We start from the raw sequence: 25600 nt of genomic DNA on the forward strand, positions 1-25600 counted from the left end.
CCTTATTGTTTTGGCTCTATTTGACAAAGTAATGGGTAACCTTGTGAGCGAGCATAATTATTGACCTGATTCGCTTTTGTTTCAGCAATATCTCTAGGATAGATACCAGCGACACCTTTTCCTTCGTAATGTACAGTTAGCATTACTTCTGTGGCTTGGTCAAGATTCATTGCAAAGAATTGTTGTAAAATTTCGATTACAATATCCATAGGTGTGTAATCATCGTTTAATAAAACAACAATATATAAGGGTGGACGCTTCAACTCAGGAGGTGCAACTTCAACATCTAAATCTCCATCCTCATGATGATCTTGATTAGAGGCAGACATTTGAAGATGCCAATCGACATAGCCCGTACCACTAAAAGCAGCTTTTAAGTCAGTTAAGTCAATCTTCTTTTTTAAACCATGCATACGTATCATTTCACATTATTGGGTTTTGGCTTCGGCTTGAGGTATATCTGTTGCAAATCTCGCAGGATTGTCAATTTCTTTTCCTTTTAGCCAATTAAAACGGCGTATTTCATTCATACCGCCATTAATTCTCACTTCAATATACTGTGGTACAAAACCATTCGGTATCGTCCAACGCCCTGTCAATCGTTCAAAGTTTTCAAAATTAAATCGACTGTTTTGCATTGGCACAACCAATATTTCATCACCACGGATGAGTCTCAGTTCAACTGAACCATTGGCTTTTCTTTGATTAGGGCTTACTTGTAATAAATCAAGCTGATATTCAAATGCGTTTTCAGGTAAGGGGCGCACAGCTAAGTTTTGTACCATTAAACCCACTCCCCCTCGTTGACGAAGCAAATTTCGATAAATCTGGCTTTGTGTCTGCGAGATACTTAAATCTGCCTTATTTTCAGTGAGTGCATGTGTCAAACTTGTCGTATTACCTAATGCTAAATCACGCTCTTGTATTGTAAGATTAAAGTTTTTATTGAGCTCAGCTAAAGTATCTTTTTGCTTTTGTATCACATCAACCAATTGCTGTGCATCTGCGTCATAACCGACCACAGTCAACCCTTGCTTGTGTCCAACAATATAGCCTAATGCAAACCCACCAAAACATAGCAATATACTACCGAGCAATAAAAACTTGTTTGCCTGAACAAAGTTTTGCTTCTTTACCGAACTATGTTTTACAGCAGATTCTTCTCGCTTATTTTCATTCATTTTTATACTCAATACATTTATCTTTTATCATACAACACGCGTTGCTTTACGGCATTAATGCAATTCCAGTTAAGCCGAGCTGTTCGGATAAACCACACATTAAGTTCATGTTTTGTACTGCTTGACCAGCAGCACCTTTGACCAAGTTATCTTGCACCACAACTACAACTAATTTTTTAGGTTGTGGTTGGTATAATGCGATGCGTAACATATTTGAACCTCTCACACTACGTGTTTCAGGTACACTTTTGTGTGGCATAACATCTACAAAATATTCATGTTGATAGAATGTTTCATAAAGCGACTGCAAGTCTGTTTCAGTGCCTTGCTCTGTTAAGTCAATGTAAATCGTGCTTAACATACCACGAATCATTGGTACTAAATGCGGTACAAATACAAGATTCTTAAATTCAGTTTGGGTAGATGCAATACGATTTAAACCTTCAACAATTTCAGGGTGATGTCTATGACCTGCCACAGCATATGCTTTAAAGCTATCTGTGCTTTCAGTGAAAGATAAGCCTAAATCTGCTTTGCGCCCTGCACCAGATACACCAGATTTCGCATCTATAATAATACTATTGAGGTCAATTAGACCTTGCTCTTTTAACAGCGGTGCTAAACCTAACTGTACGGTGGTTGGGTAGCAACCAGGATTACCAACCACATTTGCTTTGCTAATGTGTGCTCTATTGAGCTCAGGTAAGCCATATACAGACTGTTTGAGTAGCTCAGGGCATGTGTGTTTCATACCATACCAAGTTTCAAAATCTGCCAAGTTTTGTAGTCTAAAATCAGCAGCTAGATCAACAATTTTTACACCATGTGCGACCAAATCTTCCGCATACTTCATGGCCACACCATGTGGTGTTGCGAAGAATACCACGTCACAGGTTTTTAATGCATCTACGGTTAAATCAGAAAAAACTAAATCAGTATGTCCACGTAAACTTGGAAACATATCTGCAACTGCACGACCTGCTTCGGTACGTGATGTAAGCATACGCACAGTGACTTGCGGGTGACGTAATAAAATACGAAGAAGTTCTACACCTGTATAGCCCGTTCCACCGACAATTCCAACTGAAATCACCTTACACCACCTCAAATATTTAATCTATGAAAGTTAATTAGTATGACAGGAAGCATATTTTTTCTAAATAGCTTTTTCTATGCCTTACTTTAATTTTATCGTAAAAACCACTGTTAAGGCACGTTTAACATCTGACTTATCCAACTTGGCCATGTATTTTTTTTCATATGTTGATGATGTTTTACATAGTCTATGTCGTATTGTGCTACGGTTTGCCAAAAAGTCTCACTGTGATTAAACACTTTGGTATGTACTAACTCATGTATGCATACCGCTCGTACTAAAGACTCATCTAAAAGCACCAATGCGGCATTCAACATAATTTTATGGTGTGTGTTACAGCTACCCCAACGGGTTTTTACAAAACGCACCTGTACCGCTTGATAACTCAGCCCTATTTGTGTAGATACTCGGCTTAAATATACAGGTAAATGCTCACGTGCATAGTCTAATAAAAAAGCTTTTAAGCCTTTAAACGGCGTTGAAGCGTTTATATATAATGTTGCAGCTTGATATTTATATAGCTGTACCATTTCAAGAACCCTCACCTGCACAGGCATACTCAAGTTGAATACATGAATCTGTGCCGGGGGATCGACCTGAAGTAATACATGGCGGCTCAATTGCTCTTGCCATGCTTTTACCAACCACTCGTGTGACTGCGCTAAAAACTGCTGAACCAGTGTTTCAGGGCAATGTTTAGGTACAGTCAAGCGAATATGATCTGCACGTACAGTCAATTTCAAGCGTTTTGCTGTAGCATGCTGCACACGTTTAATATGTGCAGCAACATCATGATTAGTCAGCAACGCGTTCTTCAATACCGTGATCTGTTGCAACAATGGCAATATCTGCTTTATTTAAAGCAAAAATACCATTGGTGACAACACCGGGAATATTATTAATGGTTTTTTCGATGTCGAGTGCATCTAAAATATTTAAATTATAAACATCTAAAATTACATTACCGTTATCTGTGACTACCCCTTGGCGATAAACAGGATCTCCGCCTAAGCTCACAATCTTACGTGCTACCGCAGAGCGCGCCATTGGAATCACTTCTACAGGTAAAGCAAAATCATGTCCGAGCTGACCTACCCATTTAGAGTCATCGACAATACAAACAAACTTATGAGCAATAGATGCCACAATTTTTTCACGTGTAAGTGCAGCACCACCCCCTTTAATCATATGTAAATTACGGTCAATTTCATCTGCTCCATCTACATATGCATCTAAGCTTGCTACTTGGTTCATATCAACAACATCAATACCCAAAGCTTTTAGACGGCTTGCTGTCGCTTCTGAGCTTGCAACAGCACCTTTGAGCTCTAACTGAGGGAGAAGTTCAATTAAAAAATTTACTGTACTGCCTGTACCCACACCCAATATGCCACCATGAGGTAAATGTTTTAAAGCGGCTTGTGCTGCGGCTTGTTTTTTTGCATCTTGATTTGTGTATAAAGTCATAGTCATCACTTGTTTTTGTTGAGCAATCACAGATTTCTGTTGATTATTCAATCCAATCCTATAGAGTGTTTGTTACAATAACCCTTTATTTTAAACTGTTAAACGGAAGATAACCATGTTGTTTCGCTTGGTCAGACAAATTTTACAAGCAACAGTCTACGATGTTGCCATTGAATCTCCTCTCGAAGCAGCACCACGAATTAGCCAAAAAATTAATAACAACATTCGTTTTAAGCGAGAAGATTTACAACCTGTTTTTTCTTTCAAGCTACGTGGTGCATACAACCGCATTAGCCAAATTCCAAAAGATCAACTCGATGCGGGTGTCATTTGTGCATCTGCAGGCAACCATGCTCAAGGCGTTGCACTCTCTGGCCGTAAACTAGGTATTCCTGCCATTATTGTGATGCCAAGTACAACACCAGACATTAAAGTACAAGCGGTAAAACGTCTTGGCGGACAGGTGGTTTTACACGGCGACAGCTTCGATGTGGCCAATAGCTATGCCATTGAACGCGCAAAACAAGAAAACTTAGTCTTTGTACCACCATATGACGATGAACTAGTGATTGCAGGACAAGGAACGATTGCCAATGAGATACACCGTCAATGGCGTGAAGTCGACTATATTTTTGTTGCTGTTGGTGGTGGTGGTTTGATTTCTGGGATTGCAGCTTACTTTGCTGAAGTTGCACCACATGTGCAAATCATTGCTGTTGAATATGAGGAATCTGCATGTTTAAAAGCTGCTTTTGAAAACAATGAGCGAGTAACTCTACCACACGTTGGTTTATTTGCCGATGGTACAGCAGTTGCTCGTATTGGCGACTTACCCTTTCAAATTTTAAACTTAAAAAAATCAGATGGTAGCCCAATTGTTGATAAAACAGTCATCACTGTAAATACAGATGAAATTTGTTCAGCGATTAAAGACACCTTTGATGAAACCCGCAGTATTGTTGAACCCTCTGGTGCAATGGCACTTGCAGGCATTAAAAAATATGTCGCACAGCACCAATTGAGTAATAAGAATATTGTTTCGATTGTTTGTGGTGCAAATATGAACTTTGATCGCCTAAGATATATTGCTGAGCGTACAGAGCTAGGTGAAAAACGTGAAGCAATTTATGCAGTCACTATTCCAGAGAAAAAAGGTGCATTTTTAGATTTTTGCCGTGCCTTACAGGGTCGCAATTTGACAGAGTTTAACTATAGAGCCAACGACGAACATAACGCACAAGTCTTTGTCGGCGTAAGTTTAAAATATGGTGAAGAAGAACGTCTTGAAATATTTAACACATTAAAGCAAGAATATAATGTTGATGATTTATCTGATGATGAAGTCGCAAAGCTACATATTCGCTACTTAGTCGGTGGTCATACCAAAAGTCAAGAACGGCTATTTCGAGTCGAATTTCCTGAACGTCCGGGCGCATTACTGACCTTTTTAGAACGTCTTGGCCCCGCACATAACATTACACTTTTTCACTACCGTAACCACGGCGCAGCAGAAGGTCGTGTTTTAGTTGCGCTTCAATCAGAACAACATGCATCTGCAACACCAAGTCATGATGACCTCATTGAGAAACTCAATGGCATTAATTATCCATACCAAGAGATCACTCATAATGCAGGCTATCAGCGCTTTTTAAGATAACTCATTGAAATGACGTTATTCGGCTTTCGATTTAAAATGTATGAGTACCAATCATCGAAAGCCTTATAACATCACAAGAAACTCAAAAATGAAGCAAATTTATACTTGGCAATCTCAGCAATATACCATTACAACAGATGAAAAGCTTTTTGACATTATTGCAATTCACAGCTACTTAACCCACTCTCCTTGGGCTAAAGGCATTGGCTTGAATACTGTGGCTGAAAGCATTTCAAATAGCTTATGTTTTGGGCTTTTTTGTCAGCAACAGCAAATTGGTTTCGCTCGTGTAATTACCGATGGTGTCACTTTTGGCTATTTATGTGATGTATATATCTTAAATGAATGGCAACAACAAAAACTTGGGCAATGGCTCATGGAATGCTGTCATAACCATCCTATCATGCTACGTTTACGCAGAATAATGTTAGTGACTTCAACTGCATCTGGTTTCTATAAAAAAGTAGACTACCATCCTATAGATCAAAAAAACTTTGTATGGCAGATATTTAGACCCAATATTTATCAAAAAACCATTACACAGGTTTTAGTAGATTAAACCCTTTTTATTTTTATAATCTATACAAGCACCACTTTAACTACAGTAAGCAATGAAAGATCATTTTTAAAAGATTGGTGTTTTAGATCAAAATTCAAAAAAACCATATTATTTAAGGTATAAAAAAGCACTGTAAATAACAGTGCTTTGATAAATATCTTTTATATCAATACCAATCGAGTAAAGACACACCCACGCCTACATAATTTGCCCGATGGTTATAGTCAATTAAACTCTCACCATATCCATTAAAGTACTGTAATTGACCACGTAAATTCCCTTTAATTGGGAACGTCCAATCAAACTGTACCGCTCCACGTGAGTTACTACCACCTTTTAAAGTATGTCGAAGCATTAAGGAAAACTGATGATCATTCCACTTATAAAATGTAGTGACATCTGCTCGCCCTACGTAGTTTTCAATATCTGGATTATTGTCACTACTGCTACTTTCTGGAATTCGATACCACGGTCGTACAACCACGGCAAAATTACCACGCTCTAAACCAATATTCAGCATCAATCGATTCCAGCTACGAGAGTATGGGTCAGATTGGCCATTTGACTGATGATTCAGAGTAACCCCCAGCAAGCGCCCATCTAAACCAAATAAGTTATAATTGGTTCTAAAAACCAAACTTGCTTCTGGCTCATAATTGGTTTCACGAAATGGGCTTGACTCTTTTGAGTTATATGCTTGCCAACGTGATGATTGGGTATACCCCACCCATAAGTCACCATTGTTTGGAAAAATATTCTCCCAAACTTTAGTCTTTAAAGACAACTGAAACTTGAGTTCAGTTGCATCTAAACTTTGATATGGCACTTGATTATCAGGGTTTGGGCTATACGGCGTGGTATTTTTTTCACTGGTCCAAAATACAGGTAAAACATACACAGGTTTATAACTACGAATATTCCATGTACCCAATTTACTCGCCTCAGACAACTCCCAACGACTATCAAGTAAAGATGTCGTTGGAGATGCGGGTTTACTTGTATCACTGGTATAAATAGAGCTGACTGAGCTTTTAAGCTTGTCAACCAATGTATCTGACGAAGGCGCACTCACAGCAGGCGTGCTTGCCATTTGGTTTGCAATAACCGTTTTAGGCATGCCAAAATATTGATCATAACATGCCAATCTATCTGCATTAAATGCAATTGCAGCGCACGCTTGTGCTGAGGCCGGTTGCAATGACTGTGCCGTATCTACAGCATAAGCACGCTGAGATAGGCAGAGCATTTCATATAAAGAAAACGTCACTATTGCAAGTTTGTAATTCTTCTTTATGTCGTAGCGCACGATTCTTTTCCTTTAGATTATTAATTGAGTTGTTGGATATCAAATCCAAGTTTCTCTAATGCTTCACGTTTTGCAAATGGTGCAACAACACCACGAGTTACAGCACCATGTTGTAAATATTGTACAGCAACACGTTTCACATCCTCTAAAGTCACAGCCAATAAGTTTTGACGCATTTTCTGCCTAAACTCAGGGGTGCGCTCATGACACTGTGCATAAAATGCGGTAATTGCCTCGGCTGCAGGAGAGCTTGGTCGGTCCATAGATGCAACTATGCCCAAAATTGCTTCTTCAAGCTGATAATCTTTTTGCTCTTCTGTCAACAACCACGTCACACTACGCTCAAAATCTGTAAATGTTTCACTTAAGCGTGGATCACGGTAGCTATAAAACCTAAATGAACAACTATTTGCATCATAGGCAGCGCCACCACCATATGCACCACCTTTTTCACGCAATGCGCTATGTAAGAAACCATTTCTTAAATAAGCGGCTAAAACCATCAATGCAACTGAATCTGGATGTGCAACCGCAACCGCAGGATATGCTGCTGAACAGAACTGTACATTGGTCTGAATAAGCCATGCTTGGTCACCATCAACATATTGTCGAGCGACCTGCGTTAATGCAGCGGGGTCAGATGCAACAGTGACATGTTGCCACGTTTGTTCAATCTGTGAGACTAACCCTACGCTATGTTGCTCTTCACTGACCAATAAAAACTGCTTTGGTGCGTGTAAAAGACGTTGCTGAATGGATTGCATCTGAGCAATAAAATCTGCATAGGCCACTGGATCTGATTCAATATTTTTAATCAGCTCTGCCAACCAATTGAGTGCACCAAGACCTGTGTTAAAGTATTCACGTTCTGCATAGGTGTTCATGGCACGAGAAGCAATTTGCATGGCATAACTATGCCCTGAACCACTAATTCGAGATTGCCAACGTGTTTTACGCTCTTGTAATAGCTCAATAATTCGGTCTTTTTCATCAAAACGCATCTCTGCAAAGGCCAACTTAAGTAGTGCGATTGCATCTGATTTTTTGGTGAGAGATTTTGTCGTTAAGCTTAAAAATGAATTCATTTCATCTTTATCATTTAAGCCAGAACGCAAAGATACCCCCATGCCAAAGCCACCACTTACTGCGGTTTGTAATTGCTGTAACTCCAAATAGCTATACTGGCCTGCACCCACTTCACCCATCAAAATACTGAGTAAACTAAAATAAGGTGACTGTACAACCTCTAGTGGCACTTCAATAGCGACTTGCTGATAATACAACCCATTTGTTCCTGCATGATAAACATCTAAAGGGGTCTCTTGATCATTAAGCAAGAAGCTATGGCGATTACCCGTCATAATATCAATGCTAGCAGGAATATCTTCTAAACCAACTTTTGGTAAAAGATTTAAATCATCTTCGGTGTCTTGACGGCGTTTTAAGTCTTCAGTTTGCTTCGTAATTTCTGTACGTTGCTCAGGTGTTAAAAGTGCCTCTATCTCATCTAAACGTGCCTGTTCAGTCGCTTGATCACGCTGTGTTTTTTCAGCATCAGGCACAAGTGTGAGCAATACACGGTGTGGATTATCTAATAGATAGGTTTGTATGAGATTAGACAGCCACATTGGGTCTTTTAATTCTGCACGTACCATTTCAATGGCACTGTCTACATCCCATACTGCCAATGGATCATTGTGATGAATCACACTGCCCATACCATTCATAATTAGACTTAGACCATAGGGCGTGCCACCTGTAATTTCTCTTTGAGTCAGCTCTATTTGGTGTAAAATTGACTCAATTTCTGTAGGATCTACAGGTTTAGCAGCCACTTGTTTTAAAATATTAAATACGCCATCTTGAAACTTCTGTGCATGCTCTGGGTTTGATCCTTGCACACCACAGAAAAATGTCATTTCAAAATTACTATCGTCTACACCCATAAATGGGCCTGAAGATTCTGCATAATCGCATGTTTCCAGATACTGACGTAACGGCGCTGCAGAATTTTCTAGTAATATGCCTTCGACCAAACGCATACCTAAACGTATCTTAATATCACTGACCTCTGGCAATAACCAAGATACTACATGATAAGTTTTATCTTTGAGTTCAGTTGAGTCTACTGCATAGGGTTCAACTATTTCTAAAGGGGCGGTTAAACGGCGCTCAGGTTTAGAATAGATGGTTTCGCCACGTGTAAAGTTAACCAATGCTTGTTGCTGAATTTTTTCTTGAATTTCAACTACAGGTAAATCACCAAAAGTCATAAATACAGCATTACTTGGGTGATAATGTTTTTTGTAAAATGCAACCAATTGCTCATGGGTTAAATCTGGAATATCACTTGGTTCACCACCTGAGTTATAGTGATATGTCGTTTCTGGGAATAAATGGTGTGCTAAACGGTGGTATAGCTGATCTGACGGTGAGCTCATGGCCCCTTTCATTTCATTAAACACCACACCTTTAAAGACTGGCTTGTCATTTTCAAGCTCAACACGTATGCCTTCTTGTGCAAAATCTAAAGGATTCAAGTTCGCAGCAAAAGCGGCATCTAAATACACTGAAAGCAAATTAAAATAATCTTTCTTATTTTCAGTCGCAAACGGATACGCAGTCCAGTCTGCTGCCGTGAAAGCATTCATAAATGTATTCAGTGAACGGCGAATCATTAAAAAGAACGGGTCACGTACAGGAAAATTTTCAGAACCACAAAGCACAGTGTGTTCTAAAATATGTGCTGTACCTTTAGAGTCCATCGGTTGCGTACGAAATGCCACCAAAAATACATTTTCAGTATTTTGGCTGGCAAGGTGGTAATGTATTGCTCCCGTCACACCATGACGATACTCAGACACATCAACATCTAAGGCCTCTACATACTGCTTACGTATAAACTCAAATGCTTGGTGGGTATTTTCTTGTGTTTCGGTAACTGCAACCGTCATGTGATCTCCAAAAAATCTTTTAACTAAATAACTTCAATCCGTTCACTGTCATGCAATCAACGACAAATACCTACATCTCATTGGATCATAAGTATAAAACTAAACTACTGTAACACAGCACTTGGCTGAGGAATTAAGCCAAAAATCAACTGCATTATTTTTGAGCTAAAGCATTTTCAATATCACCACTTATTGTGTCAGGCTTTACTGTAGGTGCATAACGTGCAATCACCTGACCGTCTCGTCCGACTAAAAACTTAGTGAAGTTCCATTTAATGCTTTGTGTACCCAAAACACCTTTTGCTGCTCGGGTTAAAAAGCGAAATACGGGGTGTGCTTCAGGGCCTTTTACATCTATTTTGGCAAACATAGTAAAACTAACACCGTAGTTTTTTTGGCAAAATGTTTCGATTTCTGTATGCGTACCGGGGTCTTGCCCACCAAACTGATTACATGGAAAACCCAAAACTTCCAAACCTTCTGACTTGTATTGTTCGTATAGTTTTTCTAGCCCTGCAAACTGTGGAGTAAAACCACATTTACTGGCTGTATTTACAATTAAAAGTACCTTTCCTTCATAATCTAAAAAGTATTTTTCTTTACCACTAAGTAAGTCCGCCTGTAGTTGATAAATTGTGGTCATGGGTAACTCTCTCCATCATTCTTTTCTTCTGTTTTTAATGTTAATGATGCTGAATTGACACAGTAACGAAGTCCCGTCGGTTGTGGCCCATCTTCAAAAACATGCCCCAAATGCGCACCACAACGTTCACAGGTAATTTCTGTGCGCATCATACCAAGGGTTGAATCTTCTTGTTCTGCAACAACTGTTTGATTGGCTGGTTTAAAAAAGCTTGGCCAACCACAACCACTATCATATTTGGAATCTGATAAAAACAACACTTCACCACAGCATTTACAACTGTACTGCCCTGCTTGTTTAGTATTCCAATATTGCCCTGTAAACGGCGCTTCAGTACCTTTTTGTCGTGTAACACGATACTCCTCTGCAGAGAGTTCTCTTCGCCATTCACGATCTGTTTTATTGACTTTTCCCATGACAACTTCCTTGAAAGATATAAAATTCAATATCGCATGTTATTGTCTTTATATTTACGCTACCGCAGACTAAAATGCTAGAAAAATTTCAAGTAGATTGTGCTATTTAAGTAATCTATTTTCTTTTAACATACATATAATTGGACAACACTATGCCCGTTCAAGGTAACACCCCACCACGTGAGATTAAAAAGTCATCTAAGCTTGAGCATGTATGCTATGACATTCGTGGACCAGTGTTACGAGCCGCCAATGAAATGGAAGAACAAGGGCACAAAATTATTAAACTCAACATTGGTAATCCTGCACCCTTTGGCTTTGAAGCACCCCAAGAAATCATTAATGATGTTGCACTCAATTTACCCAACGCCATTGGTTACACAGATTCAAAAGGTATCTTCCCTGCCCGTAAAGCTGTCTGTCAGTATTATCAACAAAAAGGCATACGAGATATGCATGTCAATGATGTGTATATTGGCAATGGCGTGTCTGAACTCATTGTCATGGCCATGCAAGGCTTGCTAGATGATGGTGATGAAGTCTTAGTTCCTATGCCAGATTATCCGCTTTGGACTGCAGCCGTTAACCTTTCTGGAGGTACAGCCATTCATTACAAGTGTGATGAAGAAAATTATTGGTACCCAGACATTGCAGATATGGAAAGTAAAATCACGCAAAGTACGCGTGCCATTGTGATTATTAACCCCAACAACCCTACAGGCTCGGTTTACCCACGCCATGTGCTGGAAAAAATTATTGCGCTGGCTAAAAAATATGACCTGATTTTATTTGCAGACGAAATTTACGACAAAATTATTTATGACGGCATTGAGCATGTCTCTGTAGCATCTCTTGCAGGTGAACAACTCTGTATTACTTTTAATGGCCTGTCTAAATCACACCGTGTTGCAGGATATAGAGCGGGTTGGATGGCCATTACAGGCAATAAAACACGTGCAGAAGACTACATTGAAGGCTTAAATATGCTTGCCTCTATGCGTTTATGTGCCAACCATCAAGCACAATTTGCTATACAAACTGCATTAGGTGGTTATCAAAGTATTAATGATTTAATTAAACCCGGTGGCCGCTTATATGAACAACGCAATATTGCGTGGCAGATGCTGAATGAAATACCTGGTGTGAGCTGTGTTAAACCTGAAGGTGCAATGTACTGCTTCCCTCGTTTAGACCCCAACATGTACCCAATACATGATGATGAACAGCTTATGCTTGATTTACTACGTGCGGAAAAAGTGCTATTGGTACAAGGTACTGGCTTTAACTGGCCAAGCCCCGACCATTTCCGTGTGGTGTTTTTACCTGCAGAAAATGAACTTAAAGAAGCCATTTCACGTATTGGCCGTTTCTTAGCCAGTATACGCTAGTGTAAGACGTACAGTGGCTCACTTTGTGTGGGTCACTCCTCTGAGTACAGCTGAAATAGAATAAATTAGCAACTAAACAATCTATAAAAATAAAATGCTTCCCTAATATTTTTCTAAAAAATTAAACCAACTCAAACAACAACATATAAAGTCAAAGGTATCTCTGACTCAAGATCAATATTCAAGCTATGATTTGTGCATACACGCATTACAAAGGTATACGCCCTTACAAAAAATCATACAACTTAAACCACAATAATAATTAAAAAATGACTAAAAAGTCACAATAAAACAATATATACTATTACAAATACAAAAAATCTCGTTTTATATGAATCTTTTCATAAAATTAACCACTGCAATTACTCTATATTTTTTCTCTTTATATGTTTTTATTATTCCTAAGTACTTGGGCTTTGTCATACCTAATATACCATTCACCGTAACCTGTATATTGTGGACATTCATTGTATTATCACAAGGCATATACATTATTCTAAATATACAGTGGGTTTTTAATTTAAATATCAAAAGTCAAAATTTCATTAACGTATCAAAGGTTATATTTTTCACCACGCTGACCTTGGGCACTATTGCAAGTTGTGGTTTCGGTTTGATACTCACTGCTCCGGCCATTTTACTTAGTATGTACCTCCTCTTTATTTGGCATCCTATACGTTTAAGTATTTACCAACAACACAAAATACGTGCTCGTACATTTAGTGGCAATAAAAATAGACTATTAGCAAGAATGCGTTTTAGATACCCTATGTAAGCCTTAACAGATACTTAAAATAAACTTAAGAACAAAATATAACCATACAATAACAAGAATACTTAAACTGGCATACATAGTGCTTATTTGTGTTTGAACAATTTCATGAACACGTTGCCAAGGATATCCTCTTGATGAAAAAAACGCTCACCTCTTTAGCGATGGCTTTAACACTCCTTTCACCAACGGCACTTTTTGCAAAAAATAATGTCGTTGTGGTTGCAACTGGCGGAACAATTGCAGGTGCGGGTGCAAGCTCTACCAATAGTGCAACCTATACAGCAGCAAAAGTTCCTGTAAACGTACTTCTTGATGCTGTACCACAAGTACAACAATTAGCAAATGTGAGCGGTGTTCAAGCACTTCAAATTGCATCTGAGAGCATTACAGATAAAGAGTTAATCCAACTGGCGCGTCAAATCAATGAATTAGTCAAAAAACCTGATGTAAACGGTATTGTTGTTACACATGGTACAGACACCATGGAAGAAACAGCTTTTTTCTTAAATCTTGTTGTGCATACAGATAAGCCAATTGTATTGGTCGGCTCAATGCGCCCAGGCACTGCATTGTCTGCAGATGGTCCACTTAACTTGTATAATGCTGTTGCACTGGCATCATCAGACTCAGCAAAAGGCAAAGGTACTTTGGTCATGATGAATGACGATATCTTTGCAGCACGAGATGTGACTAAAACCATTAACATTCATACCAATGCCTTTTCAAGCCCATGGGGTGCTTTAGGTAGCGTGGTTGAAGGCAAAGCGTATTGGTTTAGAGACGTAAGTAAATTACACAACAACTCATCTGAATTTAATATTGAAAACATTAAAGGCGATGCTCTACCACTTGTACAAATTGTGTATGGCTCAGATAATATGCTGGCTCAATCTTACCTTGCTCTACAACAAGCAGGTGTGAAAGCAATTATCCATGCAGGGACTGGTAATGGTTCTGTAGCAAACTACTTAGTCCCTACACTAACTAAAATTCAGCAAGATGGCATTCAAATTGTACGTTCTTCGCGTGTACCGCAAGGTTTTGTACTACGTAATGCTGAACAACCAGATGACAAATATGGCTGGGTCGTTGCACACGATTTAAACCCACAAAAAGCACGTTTGTTAACTGCGCTTGCGTTGACAAAAACTAAAGATGCGAAAGAGCTACAAAGAATGTTCTACGAATACTAAAACTATATTGCTCAACAATAGACAAGGGTGTGCCAAACTGGTACACCCTTTTTGCTTTATAGTAGTGCATTAAATCGGCGTAAAAACCATAATCAACACATGCCTTTGGGCAATAGCATGTTAAAATAAAGACTTAATACGGCTAAGGATCTTTTTTTAATGCAGTTCGTTCATTTGGGTATACATACCGAATTTTCTATTACTGAATCGATTGTTCGCATACCAGAGCTTATGAAAGCTGCTGCTAAAAATCAGATGCCCGCGTTAGCAATTACTGACTTGTCTAACATACACGCAGCCGTTAAGTTTTTTCAGGCCTGCCAATCTAAAAACATTAAGCCAATTTTAGGGGCAAGTGTACAACTCGAAGATGCATCTCATCGAATTACCCTACTCGCCATGAGCAACACAGGTTGGCGTAATCTAACCGAGATTATTTCCAGAGGCTATATTGAAGGCCAAAAACTTGATATCCCTTGCATTAAAAAAGAATGGATATTAGAACAAAATCAAGATCTTATTGTATTAATCGGCCAACATAGCGATGTTGGTCAAGCCATGTGTTCGTCACACCCAGACAAAGCTGTACCACTTTTTGAGGCATGGCATAACACCTTTGGTAACCGTGCTTACTTTGCACTCACACGCACAGACCGTAGCAACGAAGAACTTTTTATTAGCGAAGCCATACAACTTGCATCCACTTATCAAGTCGGTGTTGTTGCACATAATGACGTACACTTTGTGCGCCCAGAAGATTTTGAAGCCCATGAAGCACGTATTTGTATTGCCGATGGTTATGTTTTAGGTGACCAAAGACGACCTCATATTTATAACACAGAGCAGTATTTCAAAACTGCAGAGCAAATGACTGCTTTATTTTCAGATATTCCAAGTGCCATTGAAAATACAGTAAATATTGCTAAACGTTGTAATGTCAATTTAAGACTTGGCGAATATTTTTTACCCGACTACCCTATTCCTGAAGGCTTTACCATAGATACCTACTTTGAGCACCTTTCAAAAGAAGGACTCGAAGAACGCTTACAGCAACTTTACCCTGTCAATGAACGTGATGAACACTGGGCAGAAATCCGAAAACCATACGATGAACGTATTGCCTACGAAGTACGTATCATTTTAGGTATGGGTTTTCCCGGTTACTTTCTTATTGTCATGGACTTCATTAACTGGGCTAAAAATAATGGTGTACCTGTAGGGCCTGGCCGTGGTTCAGGTGCAGGGTCATTGGTTGCCTATAGTTTAAATATTACCGACCTAGACCCACTACGTTACGACCTTTTATTTGAGCGTTTCTTAAACCCTGAACGGGTATCTATGCCCGACTTTGATGTCGACTTTTGTATTTCAGGACGTGACCGTGTCATTGAATACGTCGCTCAACACTACGGACGTGATGCTGTTTCACAAATTGCCACATTTGGTACGATGGCGGCCAAAGGAGCAATACGTGATGTTGCTCGTGTACTTGGGAAGTCATATGGTTTAGCAGACCGTATTTCAAAAATGGTGCCAACCAAACCATTAGGTGTGGACCTCGCCACTGCCCTTGATATGGAGCCACAACTCAAAGATATTGTCACTAATCCATCTAACCCAGATTATGACGATGCCAGTGAAATTTGGGAAATGGCGCTCAAACTTGAAGGCATTACACGAAATACAGGAAAACATGCTGGCGGTGTAGTGATTGCACCGGGCAAAATTACCGACTTTTCAGCCATTATGTGCGATACAGATGGCAATAACCGTGTTGCACAATACGACAAAGATGACGTTGAATCTGCAGGTTTAGTGAAGTTTGACTTCTTAGGTTTACGTAACCTTACCGTCATTGAAGATGCCATACAAAACATTAATAAACGCCTTAAATTAGACGAACCACTCAATATTATCAATGTTCCACTAGACGACAGCAAAGCCTATAAAATTTTCTCTGAAGCCAATACCACAGCGGTTTTTCAGTTTGAATCCGTGGGCATGAAACGCATGCTCAAAGAAGCACGTCCAAGTAAATTTGAAGAAATTATTGCCTTTGTGTCGCTGTATCGTCCCGGCCCAATGGACCTGATTCCAGACTTTATTCACCGTATGCACGGCGGAGATTTTGAGTACCTACACCCTCTATTAGAAGGGGTACTTGAACCCACTTACGGCATTATGGTGTACCAAGAACAGGTGATGCAAGCTGCACAGCTATGCGCGGGCTATACACTGGGTGGCGCAGACTTATTACGCCGTGCCATGGGTAAGAAAAAACCTGAAGAAATGGTCAAACAGCGTAAAATTTTTACAGAAGGTGCCGCGAAAAAAGACATTGACGAAGCCACAGCAAACCATATTTTTGACTTTATGGAAAAATTTGCAGGCTATGGGTTTAACAAATCACATGCCGCTGCTTATGCACTCGTTGCATACCATACTGCATGGCTTAAAGCACATTACCCTGCCGAGTTTATGGCAGCGGTCATGACCTCGGAAATGCAAAATACTGACAGTGTGGTGTTTTTAATTGATGACTGTCGAAATAACCGCTTAGACGTCTTACCGCCCTCGATTAACCAATCTATTTATCGTTTTCATGCCATTAATGACCATACGATTGTCTACGGACTCGGTGCCATTAAAGGCGTGGGTGAACAAGCCATGCAATCTGTGATTGACTCACGAGAGAAAGATGGCCCATATCGTGACATTTTCGACTTTTGTCACCGTATAGATCTGAAAAAAATGAATAAACGCACCCTTGAAGCACTAATTCGTGCGGGTGCGCTTGATTGTTTAAATATAGAGCGCTCTACCCTGATGGCGGAGTTACCTCAAGCTGTTCAAGCGGCCGACCAAGCACGACAAAACCGTGAAACAGGCATGATGGACTTATTTGGTGAAGTAGAAGAAATTCAACGAAAGCCAAGTAAACCGCTCAAACCATGGTCAGATGAGGTACGCTTAAAAGGTGAAAAAGATACACTAGGATTATATCTTACAGGTCACCCAATCGATGTTTATCGTGCCGAACTCAAAGCATTTATTCCCTCTAAACTCAATCAGCTTACACCAACAAAACGTGGACAAACCACCGTTTTTGCAGGTTTAGTCGTCGATATTGCTAACTTCCCAAATCGTATGATGATCACACTCGATGATGGTACAGCTCGCTTAGAAGTGAGTTGCAATCATGAACGTTTTCAGCGTTTTAAAGACATTATACAAGCCGAGAAAGTTGTAGTCATTGAAGGAGATTTGTATGAGCGTGAAGGGTATGATCGCCCTATGTCTCGCCTATCTAAAGCGTTTAGTTTGAATGAAATCCGACAAAAACGTGCCCAAAACATACAGATTAGTCTACACAAAGACCTACTTACAGCAACCCTCGCACAAGACTTAAAAGCACTAATTCGCCCTTATTGCGAAGTCGATATGTGTCAGCATATTCCATTACTCTTTAAAATAGACACAGACTATGCACAAGCTAAAATCTGTCCAAGCCAGCAATGGCGCATTGCACCTTTAGATGATGCTTTGTGTGCATTGCGTGACTATTTTGGAAAAGATACGATTCACATTGAATATCAGGTAAAATCTAAAACTTTACAAAATACTGCGTAGTCACCAGCAAGATTTCACTCGCCATATTTACATTAAGCCCTTTTGCTTGGAACATTTTATGCAACCGAATAACCAAAAAATTAATAGACAATTACAACATGTTCGTATTGTTATGGTGAATACAACATTGCCTGCCAATATTGGTAGTGCTTTGCGCGCCATGAAAACAATGGGACTCTGTCGTTTAACCCTCGTTGCGCCTAAAACATTCCCTCATCCAGATATCACAGCCCTTGCTGCGGGTGCAACAGACTTACTCGATCAGATAGACATTGTAGATACATTAGAAGATGCTATTGCAGATTGCCACCTTGTATTTGGTACCAGTGCACGCAGTCGAACCATACCATGGCCGTTACTTGACGTTAGACCTGCAACAGAACTCATCTCTAAACATATTACAGAGCAAGAACATGAAATTGCGATTGTTTTTGGTCGAGAAGACCGCGGCTTAACCAATGAAGAGTTAGCGCTTGCAAACTATCACCTCACTATTCCTGTCAATACTGACTATGGCGTACTCAACGTGGCTCAAGCGATTCAAATCATTTGTTACGAGCTACGCATGGCAACAGCGGTCTCTAACAACGAATTAACAACTCAAACGACTGACGTAGTGCAAATGCCTGTGACAGATCAACAGCATATGCAATGGGATGAACCTTTAGTCACGCAACAACAGATGCAAGAGTTTTATCCGCACATGGAAAAAATGCTTGCTGATATTGAGTTTTTTGATCCAAATAACCCAAGGCTACTCCCTACACGGTTAAAACGACTGTTTGGACGCATTCAACTTGATCGCATGGAATATAATTTACTACGTGGTGTATTTACTCGAGTACAAGCTTTAAGTCATGGCACCTGGAAAAAACCTACACAGGCTAAGCAAAAAAAGGATCACACACCATGATTAAACAGCTCAAAGAAGACATTGCGGCTGTCTTTTCAAGAGATCCTGCCGCACGTAATACGCTTGAAGTGGTTGTTAATTACCCTGGTATTCACGCCTTGGTATTGCATCGTGTTGCACATAAAATGTGGCAAAAAAACTTTAAAACCAGTGCACGTACCTTAGCGTCATTTAGTCGCTTTGCAACAGGCATTGAAATTCATCCCGGTGCAAAAATTGGTCGTCGACTTTTTATTGACCATGGCATGGGTATTGTGATTGGTGAAACCGCAGAAATTGGCGACGATGTAACGTTATATCATGGTGTGACCTTAGGCGGTACAACATGGAAACAAGGTAAACGCCATCCAACACTAGAAAATGGTGTTATTGTCGGTGCTGGAGCAAAAATATTAGGACCATTTACGGTAGGGAAAAATGCAAAAATTGGTTCAAATACAGTTATTTTAAAAAGTGTACCCGCAGATACAACTGCCGTTGGAAGCCCTGCACGTTATATTATAAAAAACAAACAGACTTCAGACACAGACCAACAACGTGAAGCTTATGCAAAAAGTATTGGTTTTCAAGCGTATGCAGCTGCACCACATCAGTCTGATCCTATCTTAGAAGGTATAAATGTACTCTTAGATCGACTGAAACATAATGAAAAGCAAATCAATCAATTAAATGAACGCTTAACTAAAATTGATCCAAAACATATTGCAACGATCCCCCAAGAGCAAATGACCCAAGAGCAACTTGAGATTTTAGAAAAAATTAGGCAAGTATGTAATGAACAAAAATATCAGCCAAAGACTTAACTTTGTTACATGCATTACATTGCACAGCGGTTTTCTTTTACATTAAACTGCTCAAATCTATTTACGATGTTCAACAATAAAATTTAGACTGGAAAAACTATGAAAGTAAAAACCCTTGCCATAACAGTAACAACAGCAACAATACTTTCGGCATGTACTCATCTGGAAATCGCAAAACCCGCTGTAACTGCACCAAGTGCAACTGTAGCTGCACCAACAGGGCCTATTATATTTAAAGAACCAGACTTACCTGCACCATTTTATGTTTTAAATGCAGTAAATTACGACAAACCTTCTGACTTTGAAGTCAACTTACAAAAAGCAGCAGCACAACCTGTGACAAAAATGGTTGTTACTGACCCTAAAGACCCAACCAAAACACAAACTTTTGATGAAAATCACCTGATTATCCCTACGATAAACAATAATAAAAATACTGTTAAGTTTTCACCACTTGCAGGTCAAGATGAAATTGATGTGACTGCTATGGATGACTTTTTACAACTTGTAGAAGGCCAAGCACGCCACTACCCGCCTAAATTTGCAAGTAAAATGGTTCGCCGTGGTTTTGAAAGCAAACTCAAACAAACAACACAATTTTTAGATGGTTATGCAAGTAAAGATAATGCATCTTACGATGTACTTATCAGAGCATTCAAAGCAAGTATTATGGCACGTAACCTAGATTTAGGCGCTCAGTACACAACTCAATCACTCAAATACGGTCAAAGATTACTGAAAATGGTACCAAACGACCCTTTAGTAAACTTTTGGTTTGGCTTTAATCTTTCAGAAGGTGGCGGTCAACGTGAAGCGGTCCCATATTTAGAAAAAGCCATAAAAGGTGGCGTACAAGAAGCATATTTATCTGCTGCTAATAATTACTTATATTTAGAGCAAAATAAAAATGCGATTACCACTCTACGAAACTATAAAGTGAAATACCCTCAAGAAACACAAGTCACAGATCAATTAATTAAAGAAATCCAAACACAGGGTCGAACCAATGTTTGGGAAAATCTTAATAATATGAAAAAAGGAAGCTATTAAAATAAATGCTTCTGTAGATTTAATCCATCGTGATCAAATCATTGCCATCGCATCAATATAATCATGTAGAATTTGAGCATAGATTTCATTTTAAGATTTTATGCTCAAATTTACACCCAAAATCATACTCTTACTACTTACAGCCCTGAGTGCAATACTGAGTGGCTGCCAAGTAGTGAGTGTAAAGCAACAAGCGTTTAATGTTACGATTTCCAATGAAAGAGACAGTATTCTCACCCGAGATAAAATAAGCGAAGCCAGTCTAAACGTTTTATCAATGACTGGACGTGAAGCCAAAATTTGTAACATTGACCCAACGTCATGCCTTTCAGATATTGAGAAAATCCCACAAATTCCAAATGAACAATTTTTTTCAACTGCCAGTGAATTATATTTGGCAAAAGCGATGTCCCTTGAAAAATCCTCTGAGTGCAAAGTCAAGATTAATCAAGACACTGTATTATCATCCAAAAAACAAGAAAAACTGAAAGGTCAAAATAGATGTATTCAACAAGAAATGTATATGCTCGACCGTAGTATTCGTTATAGCTATGCATATTTATTTAAAACTGAACGCCACCCAGACCAACGTATTTTTGATAACCGCCAAGTCCAAGTTCGTGACTTTTATAATCAAGCGACTGCCAAACTCATTATGCTTTCCACAACACAAAAGCCATCAAATACTGCAAATAGTGGCTTTAGTGTAGAAAATAGCCCATATTTTATTGACTTTAGTCGATTTCCTCAGCTGAAAGATCAAAAAATTGAAGATTTTATTTCAAGTTATAACTTAAACTTTTCAGGGCTTCGCTCAATTAACCGTAGAGATGGTTTTGGTTCTGAGTTTGTGACTGTACTGTCTAAACCACCAAGAAGTGAAGAAAATAAATATATTCTTGACCCTTTACGCTATAAATTTAAAGATGCGGTGAATCCAAACATTCACTCACCAGCATACCTTGCAACCACGATTGCAATAGAACCTGCAGCCAACACCAGCATGAAAGCACTGCTCACCAATGCACCGTTGTATATTAAAGTCACTGACCCCTACCAATTTGACCAAATTCAAGTAGAAGGTAAAGCCTACCCACTCGCTGCAAATTTTTCTGCGCCATATGGTTTGTGGCTCGCAAGTACTAATTTAGGTAAAGCTGCATATCTGTCTTTAATTGATCGCGATCAACAGCTAACCATGCCACATTTATATATGTTAGAGCCTTATAACCCCAATAAGAAAGTCATTGTATTAGTGCATGGGTTAGCCAGTAGCCCTGAGGCATGGATACGTTTAACCAATGACATTATGGGAGATGCCGTATTACGTGAACACTATCAAGTATGGCAAATTTTTTATTCAACCAATATGTCTATGCTAGAAAGTCGCTATCAAATTTATGCGATTACACAACAGACTTTTGCTCAACTCGACCCTAAAGCACCTGCTGCACAAAATGCTGTATTGATTGGCCATAGCATGGGGGGAGTAATTTCTCGTCTTTTAGTCAGCAATGCAGATATTAGCCAAAAAGCGTTTAAAATTTTTAAACAACGGCAACTTGCGCAACCTAAAAACCTACCATTTATTGTAGATCGTTTGAAAATGCAGTCGATTAATAATTTTGACCGTGCAATATTTTTGGCTTCGCCACATCGGGGTACAGCATATGCAGATTTATGGTTTACTCGCGCTGCTCGAAAAGTTATTCGTTTACCGGGAGCATTTTTAGGGGCTGCAGCTGATTCGCTACAAGGGAATATTGACCCGAAAGACTTCGTAAAGCAAATTGACAATGGCTTAATTCAAAATGGTCCAAGTGATTTAAGTTATAAATCTAAATTTATGGAGCTAACACAAGGCATTATGCCAAAAGCTAAACTCCCCTACCATTCTGTGATGGGAAATATTACCAATAATACTAATTCTGATCAGATCACCGATGGTATTGTACCGTATAAAAGCGCACATCTTAATGGTGCTGTTTCAGAAAAAGTCATTGAAGGTGGTCATTCTATTCAAGAAACGCCAGATGCTGTGCTTGAACTCAGACGTATTTTACGACAACACTTAATTGAGCATGGACTATATCAAGCGAAAAAGCCTTAATACAATGAATATCTCCCCTAAAAAGTAAAGCAAAATACTAAGCCTTTTTAGGGGATGTATGTATTACATCTAGAACAATAATATAAAATCATAGATACTAGTCAGAGATCTTATATATAACACTTAATATGCTTGATGATTTTTACTATTTCGCAATGGTTGTAGAACATGGTGGATTTAGCGCCGCAGAACGTGCGACAGACATTCCAAAATCTAAACTTAGCCGTAGAGTCTATGCGCTTGAAGAACACCTTGGCGTACGCTTAATCCAGCGTAACTCTCGGCAATTCTCAGTCACAGATATTGGACAAAATATTTATAGACATGCGCAAGCAATGAACAGTGCTGCTCAAGCTGCACATGATATGGTGAATCATTTAAGTGTAGAGCCTCGTGGTGTAGTACGTATTGGTGTACCTGTTACAATTGCTCAAAATAAATTTCCGCATATTTTACCTGAGTTTTTACAACAATACCCAGAAGTAAAAATACAAATGGTGGTGAGTAACCGCCGTATAGATATTATTAATGAAAATGTAGATCTTGCCTTACGTGTACGCTCACATATTGATGATGATCCGAATTTAATCGTAAGACAGCTTAGACAAGAAATACAGCACCTTTTTGCAAGCCAAGCATATCTCAACCAATATGGTACACCCAAAACACCAGAAGATTTGGCTGAACACCGTTTTTTAAGTATGTCTGAAGACTTTACTGAACAAACGCTGACTTTAAGTCATCATCAACAATCAAACGTAAGAGTACAACTCAAACCAACCATTATGGGTTCTAGTCTTAATTTACTTAAAGCACTTGCTTGTCAAAATCAAGGCATTGCATTACTACCAGATACGATTGTCTGTGATGAGATCAATAATCAAGAGTTACGCTATGTATTACCCGAGTGGAACGTTCCACATGGTATTTTGCATTTAGTTTATCCATCTCGCCGTGGCATACTTCCTGCTGTTCGTGTGTTGATTGACTACCTTGTCAAACACTTAAAATAATATATGTACCTCTAGCATGTAACATCATATATCTTTTGTTAAATAAAACTGAATAAAAGATATATTTTTATGTCACTGATAAATTTAATTTTTATAAAAAAATAAATCTATATATCACCGATAGTCTTTTAATATAATTCTCTTAAACGGTTACATAGCCAATTTTTTTCTTCATTATTTACAGAAACTCTTTTGTTAATGTTCTCTCCAAGGTTACAAAACACGAGAACTGTAAATGAAATATTTAACGAAACGCCTACTTACACTTGGCTTAATTACCTCAACTGTATTTACAAGCATTTCTGCTTTTGCTGGGCCAAATGACCAACCACGTGGCCCTGAAGATTATTCAGATCGTCAACATGGTCAACCAAGACATAATCAAGGGCCTCAACCACAATTTCAACAACGTGACCATGGCCCGAATAGACCGCATTCTCAAGGCCCTTATTATGCTCAACAAGGCCCAAGAGGTGACAACCAACAATGGCGTAAAGGTCAATATGTACCTAAGCAATATCGATCATCTCATTACTATGTCAATGATTGGAGACATCAACAATTACCATCGCCACCACGTGGTCATCGCTGGTTAAATGTAAATGGTGATTATATTTTAGTTGCTGTAGCAACAGGTGTGATCAGTTCAATTTTGCTACATCAACACTAAAGTCATATTAGCTAAAAATATCAAGCTGAGGTGAAGGCCCGCTATGTTTCCTTTTTGGCACATATGAGCACTCAAACTCAGCGACATCAAAGCCCTGCACAAAAGATGTAATGTTAGGGCTTTTAAAAGACAACCACTCCTCTAAACGGTGCTTGGGAATAACAATCACTGAACGCTTTATATTACCAGGCTCGTGAAAAGTACTCATCATGGAATGGTTAATTGCATCCATGGTCAACATGGTCGCTGAACGAATAATATCTTGATTAACTTTGCAAATCTCATAGAGTGCAGCAATATAAAAAGCTTCACCGTCTTTACGGCGCACCCCCCAACGTTGGGGCTGACCTGCAATATATTTACTTTCATAAAACTCTGTCACAGCAATCACACCAAACTTATGTTTATGCAAAGCATTTTGAAAACTTGGTTTATCCCACAGTGTTTCTTGCCGTGCATTATACGTTTTTTTCGCAATTTCTAGGTCTGTTGACCATTTCGGTACTAAACCAAACATCACCTCTCGCCATGCGAGTCCATGCTCAGAACAAAAAAGTAAAGGAAACCTTCCCATTGGAAATACTTCATTTGCATAATCAAAAGTAATTTGTGGTAACTGAAGTTGTTGGCATTGATGACGGGTCAAAGGTTTAAAATTCGCACACATAATGATTCATTAAATTGACTCGGCTTATATTTTAACGTCTTTTTAATCGGCTTAATATCATTACATCCCTGTTTTTATAGATCTTAAATATAGAAAAATTCTATACTTA

The 25600-nt window shown here is 39.0% G+C and carries 20 protein-coding genes and 1 pseudogene; 11 read left to right on the plus strand and 10 right to left on the minus strand.

Annotated features, from left to right (window positions below; translation table 11 throughout):
• Window positions 1-2: 2 nt before the first annotated feature.
• From clpS to rpiA, 5 genes are all read right to left on the minus strand, one after another.
• Window positions 3-413 carry an ATP-dependent Clp protease adapter ClpS gene (clpS, locus tag BLS38_RS10170; RefSeq protein WP_092749229.1) on the minus strand — a complete coding sequence of 137 codons (411 nt, stop codon included), beginning with the start codon at window positions 411-413 and terminating at the stop codon, window positions 3-5.
• A 15-nt stretch (window positions 414-428) separates the two neighbouring features.
• Window positions 429-1181, minus strand: a complete 753-nt coding sequence (locus BLS38_RS10175; protein ID WP_092749231.1) for a DUF6776 family protein — start codon at window positions 1179-1181, stop codon at window positions 429-431.
• 46 nt (window positions 1182-1227) lie between these two features.
• Entirely contained in the window at window positions 1228-2274 is a 1047-nt protein-coding gene (gene argC / locus BLS38_RS10180; RefSeq protein ID WP_092749233.1) for an N-acetyl-gamma-glutamyl-phosphate reductase, read from the minus strand.
• Between the two features lie 113 nt (window positions 2275-2387).
• Window positions 2388-3116, minus strand: coding sequence for a YgjP family zinc-dependent metalloprotease (locus tag BLS38_RS10185; protein ID WP_171258568.1), 729 nt, complete (start codon window positions 3114-3116; stop codon window positions 2388-2390).
• Window positions 3073-3744 (minus strand): ribose-5-phosphate isomerase RpiA, encoded by a 672-nt coding sequence (gene rpiA, locus BLS38_RS10190; RefSeq protein ID WP_092749326.1) that lies wholly within the window; start codon window positions 3742-3744, stop codon window positions 3073-3075. The genes BLS38_RS10185 and rpiA overlap by 44 nt, the downstream gene beginning before the upstream one ends.
• 115 nt (window positions 3745-3859) lie before the next feature.
• Between rpiA and ilvA the strand changes: the two genes are divergently transcribed.
• Both ilvA and BLS38_RS10200 read left to right on the plus strand, forming a co-directional pair.
• Complete coding sequence (gene ilvA, locus BLS38_RS10195) at window positions 3860-5401, plus strand: threonine ammonia-lyase, biosynthetic (protein WP_092749237.1); 1542 nt, start codon at window positions 3860-3862, stop codon at window positions 5399-5401.
• A gap of 88 nt (window positions 5402-5489) precedes the next feature.
• A complete protein-coding gene (locus tag BLS38_RS10200) occupies window positions 5490-5960 on the plus strand; it encodes a GNAT family N-acetyltransferase (protein ID WP_092749239.1) in 471 nt (156 codons plus the stop codon).
• 166 nt (window positions 5961-6126) lie between these two features.
• On the opposite strand, the gene BLS38_RS10205 is transcribed toward BLS38_RS10200, so the two are convergent.
• From BLS38_RS10205 to msrB, 4 genes are all read right to left on the minus strand, one after another.
• The gene (locus BLS38_RS10205) at window positions 6127-7206 is read right to left on the minus strand and encodes a phospholipase A (protein ID WP_092749241.1); all 1080 of its coding nucleotides are present in this window, start codon (window positions 7204-7206) and stop codon (window positions 6127-6129) included.
• A gap of 80 nt (window positions 7207-7286) precedes the next feature.
• Window positions 7287-10220, minus strand: a complete 2934-nt coding sequence (locus BLS38_RS10210) for an insulinase family protein (protein WP_092749242.1) — start codon at window positions 10218-10220, stop codon at window positions 7287-7289.
• Window positions 10221-10374: 154 nt separating this feature from the next.
• The gene (locus BLS38_RS10215) at window positions 10375-10863 is read right to left on the minus strand and encodes a glutathione peroxidase (RefSeq protein ID WP_092749244.1); all 489 of its coding nucleotides are present in this window, start codon (window positions 10861-10863) and stop codon (window positions 10375-10377) included.
• Entirely contained in the window at window positions 10860-11279 is a 420-nt protein-coding gene (gene msrB / locus BLS38_RS10220; RefSeq protein ID WP_092749246.1) for a peptide-methionine (R)-S-oxide reductase MsrB, read from the minus strand. Before msrB ends, BLS38_RS10215 begins: the two co-directional genes overlap by 4 nt.
• A 152-nt stretch (window positions 11280-11431) precedes the next feature.
• Between msrB and BLS38_RS10225 the strand changes: the two genes are divergently transcribed.
• From BLS38_RS10225 to BLS38_RS10265, 9 genes and pseudogenes are all read left to right on the plus strand, one after another.
• Entirely contained in the window at window positions 11432-12667 is a 1236-nt protein-coding gene (locus BLS38_RS10225; RefSeq protein WP_092749248.1) for a pyridoxal phosphate-dependent aminotransferase, read from the plus strand.
• A 909-nt stretch (window positions 12668-13576) separates the two neighbouring features.
• A complete protein-coding gene (locus BLS38_RS10230; RefSeq protein ID WP_092749250.1) occupies window positions 13577-14635 on the plus strand; it encodes a type II asparaginase in 1059 nt (352 codons plus the stop codon).
• Window positions 14636-14794: 159 nt separating this feature from the next.
• Window positions 14795-18244, plus strand: a pseudogene (gene dnaE / locus BLS38_RS10235) (DNA polymerase III subunit alpha); the annotation flags it as partial.
• Between the two features lie 79 nt (window positions 18245-18323).
• Window positions 18324-19178, plus strand: a complete 855-nt coding sequence (locus BLS38_RS10240; protein ID WP_092749254.1) for an RNA methyltransferase — start codon at window positions 18324-18326, stop codon at window positions 19176-19178.
• Complete coding sequence (cysE, locus tag BLS38_RS10245) at window positions 19175-19981, plus strand: serine O-acetyltransferase (RefSeq protein WP_092749256.1); 807 nt, start codon at window positions 19175-19177, stop codon at window positions 19979-19981. Before BLS38_RS10240 ends, cysE begins: the two co-directional genes overlap by 4 nt.
• A 99-nt stretch (window positions 19982-20080) precedes the next feature.
• A complete protein-coding gene (locus BLS38_RS10250; RefSeq protein ID WP_092749258.1) occupies window positions 20081-21031 on the plus strand; it encodes an ABUW_2363 family tetratricopeptide repeat lipoprotein in 951 nt (316 codons plus the stop codon).
• Window positions 21032-21131: 100 nt separating this feature from the next.
• On the plus strand, window positions 21132-23141 hold the full coding sequence (locus BLS38_RS10255) for an alpha/beta hydrolase (RefSeq protein ID WP_092749260.1): 2010 nt from the start codon (window positions 21132-21134) through the stop codon (window positions 23139-23141).
• A gap of 128 nt (window positions 23142-23269) precedes the next feature.
• Window positions 23270-24154: a LysR substrate-binding domain-containing protein gene (locus BLS38_RS10260; protein WP_092749262.1), complete on the plus strand. Its 885-nt coding sequence runs from the start codon at window positions 23270-23272 to the stop codon at window positions 24152-24154.
• Window positions 24155-24389: 235 nt separating this feature from the next.
• Entirely contained in the window at window positions 24390-24824 is a 435-nt protein-coding gene (locus BLS38_RS10265; RefSeq protein WP_092749264.1) for an RcnB family protein, read from the plus strand.
• Between the two features lie 7 nt (window positions 24825-24831).
• Here the strand turns inward: BLS38_RS10265 and BLS38_RS10270 are convergent, their stop codons facing one another.
• Window positions 24832-25491, minus strand: a complete 660-nt coding sequence (locus tag BLS38_RS10270; RefSeq protein ID WP_092749266.1) for an SOS response-associated peptidase family protein — start codon at window positions 25489-25491, stop codon at window positions 24832-24834.
• Window positions 25492-25600 lie beyond the last annotated feature (109 nt).

Source organism: Acinetobacter boissieri (assembly GCF_900096955.1).
Lineage (GTDB): Bacteria > Pseudomonadota > Gammaproteobacteria > Pseudomonadales > Moraxellaceae > Acinetobacter > Acinetobacter boissieri.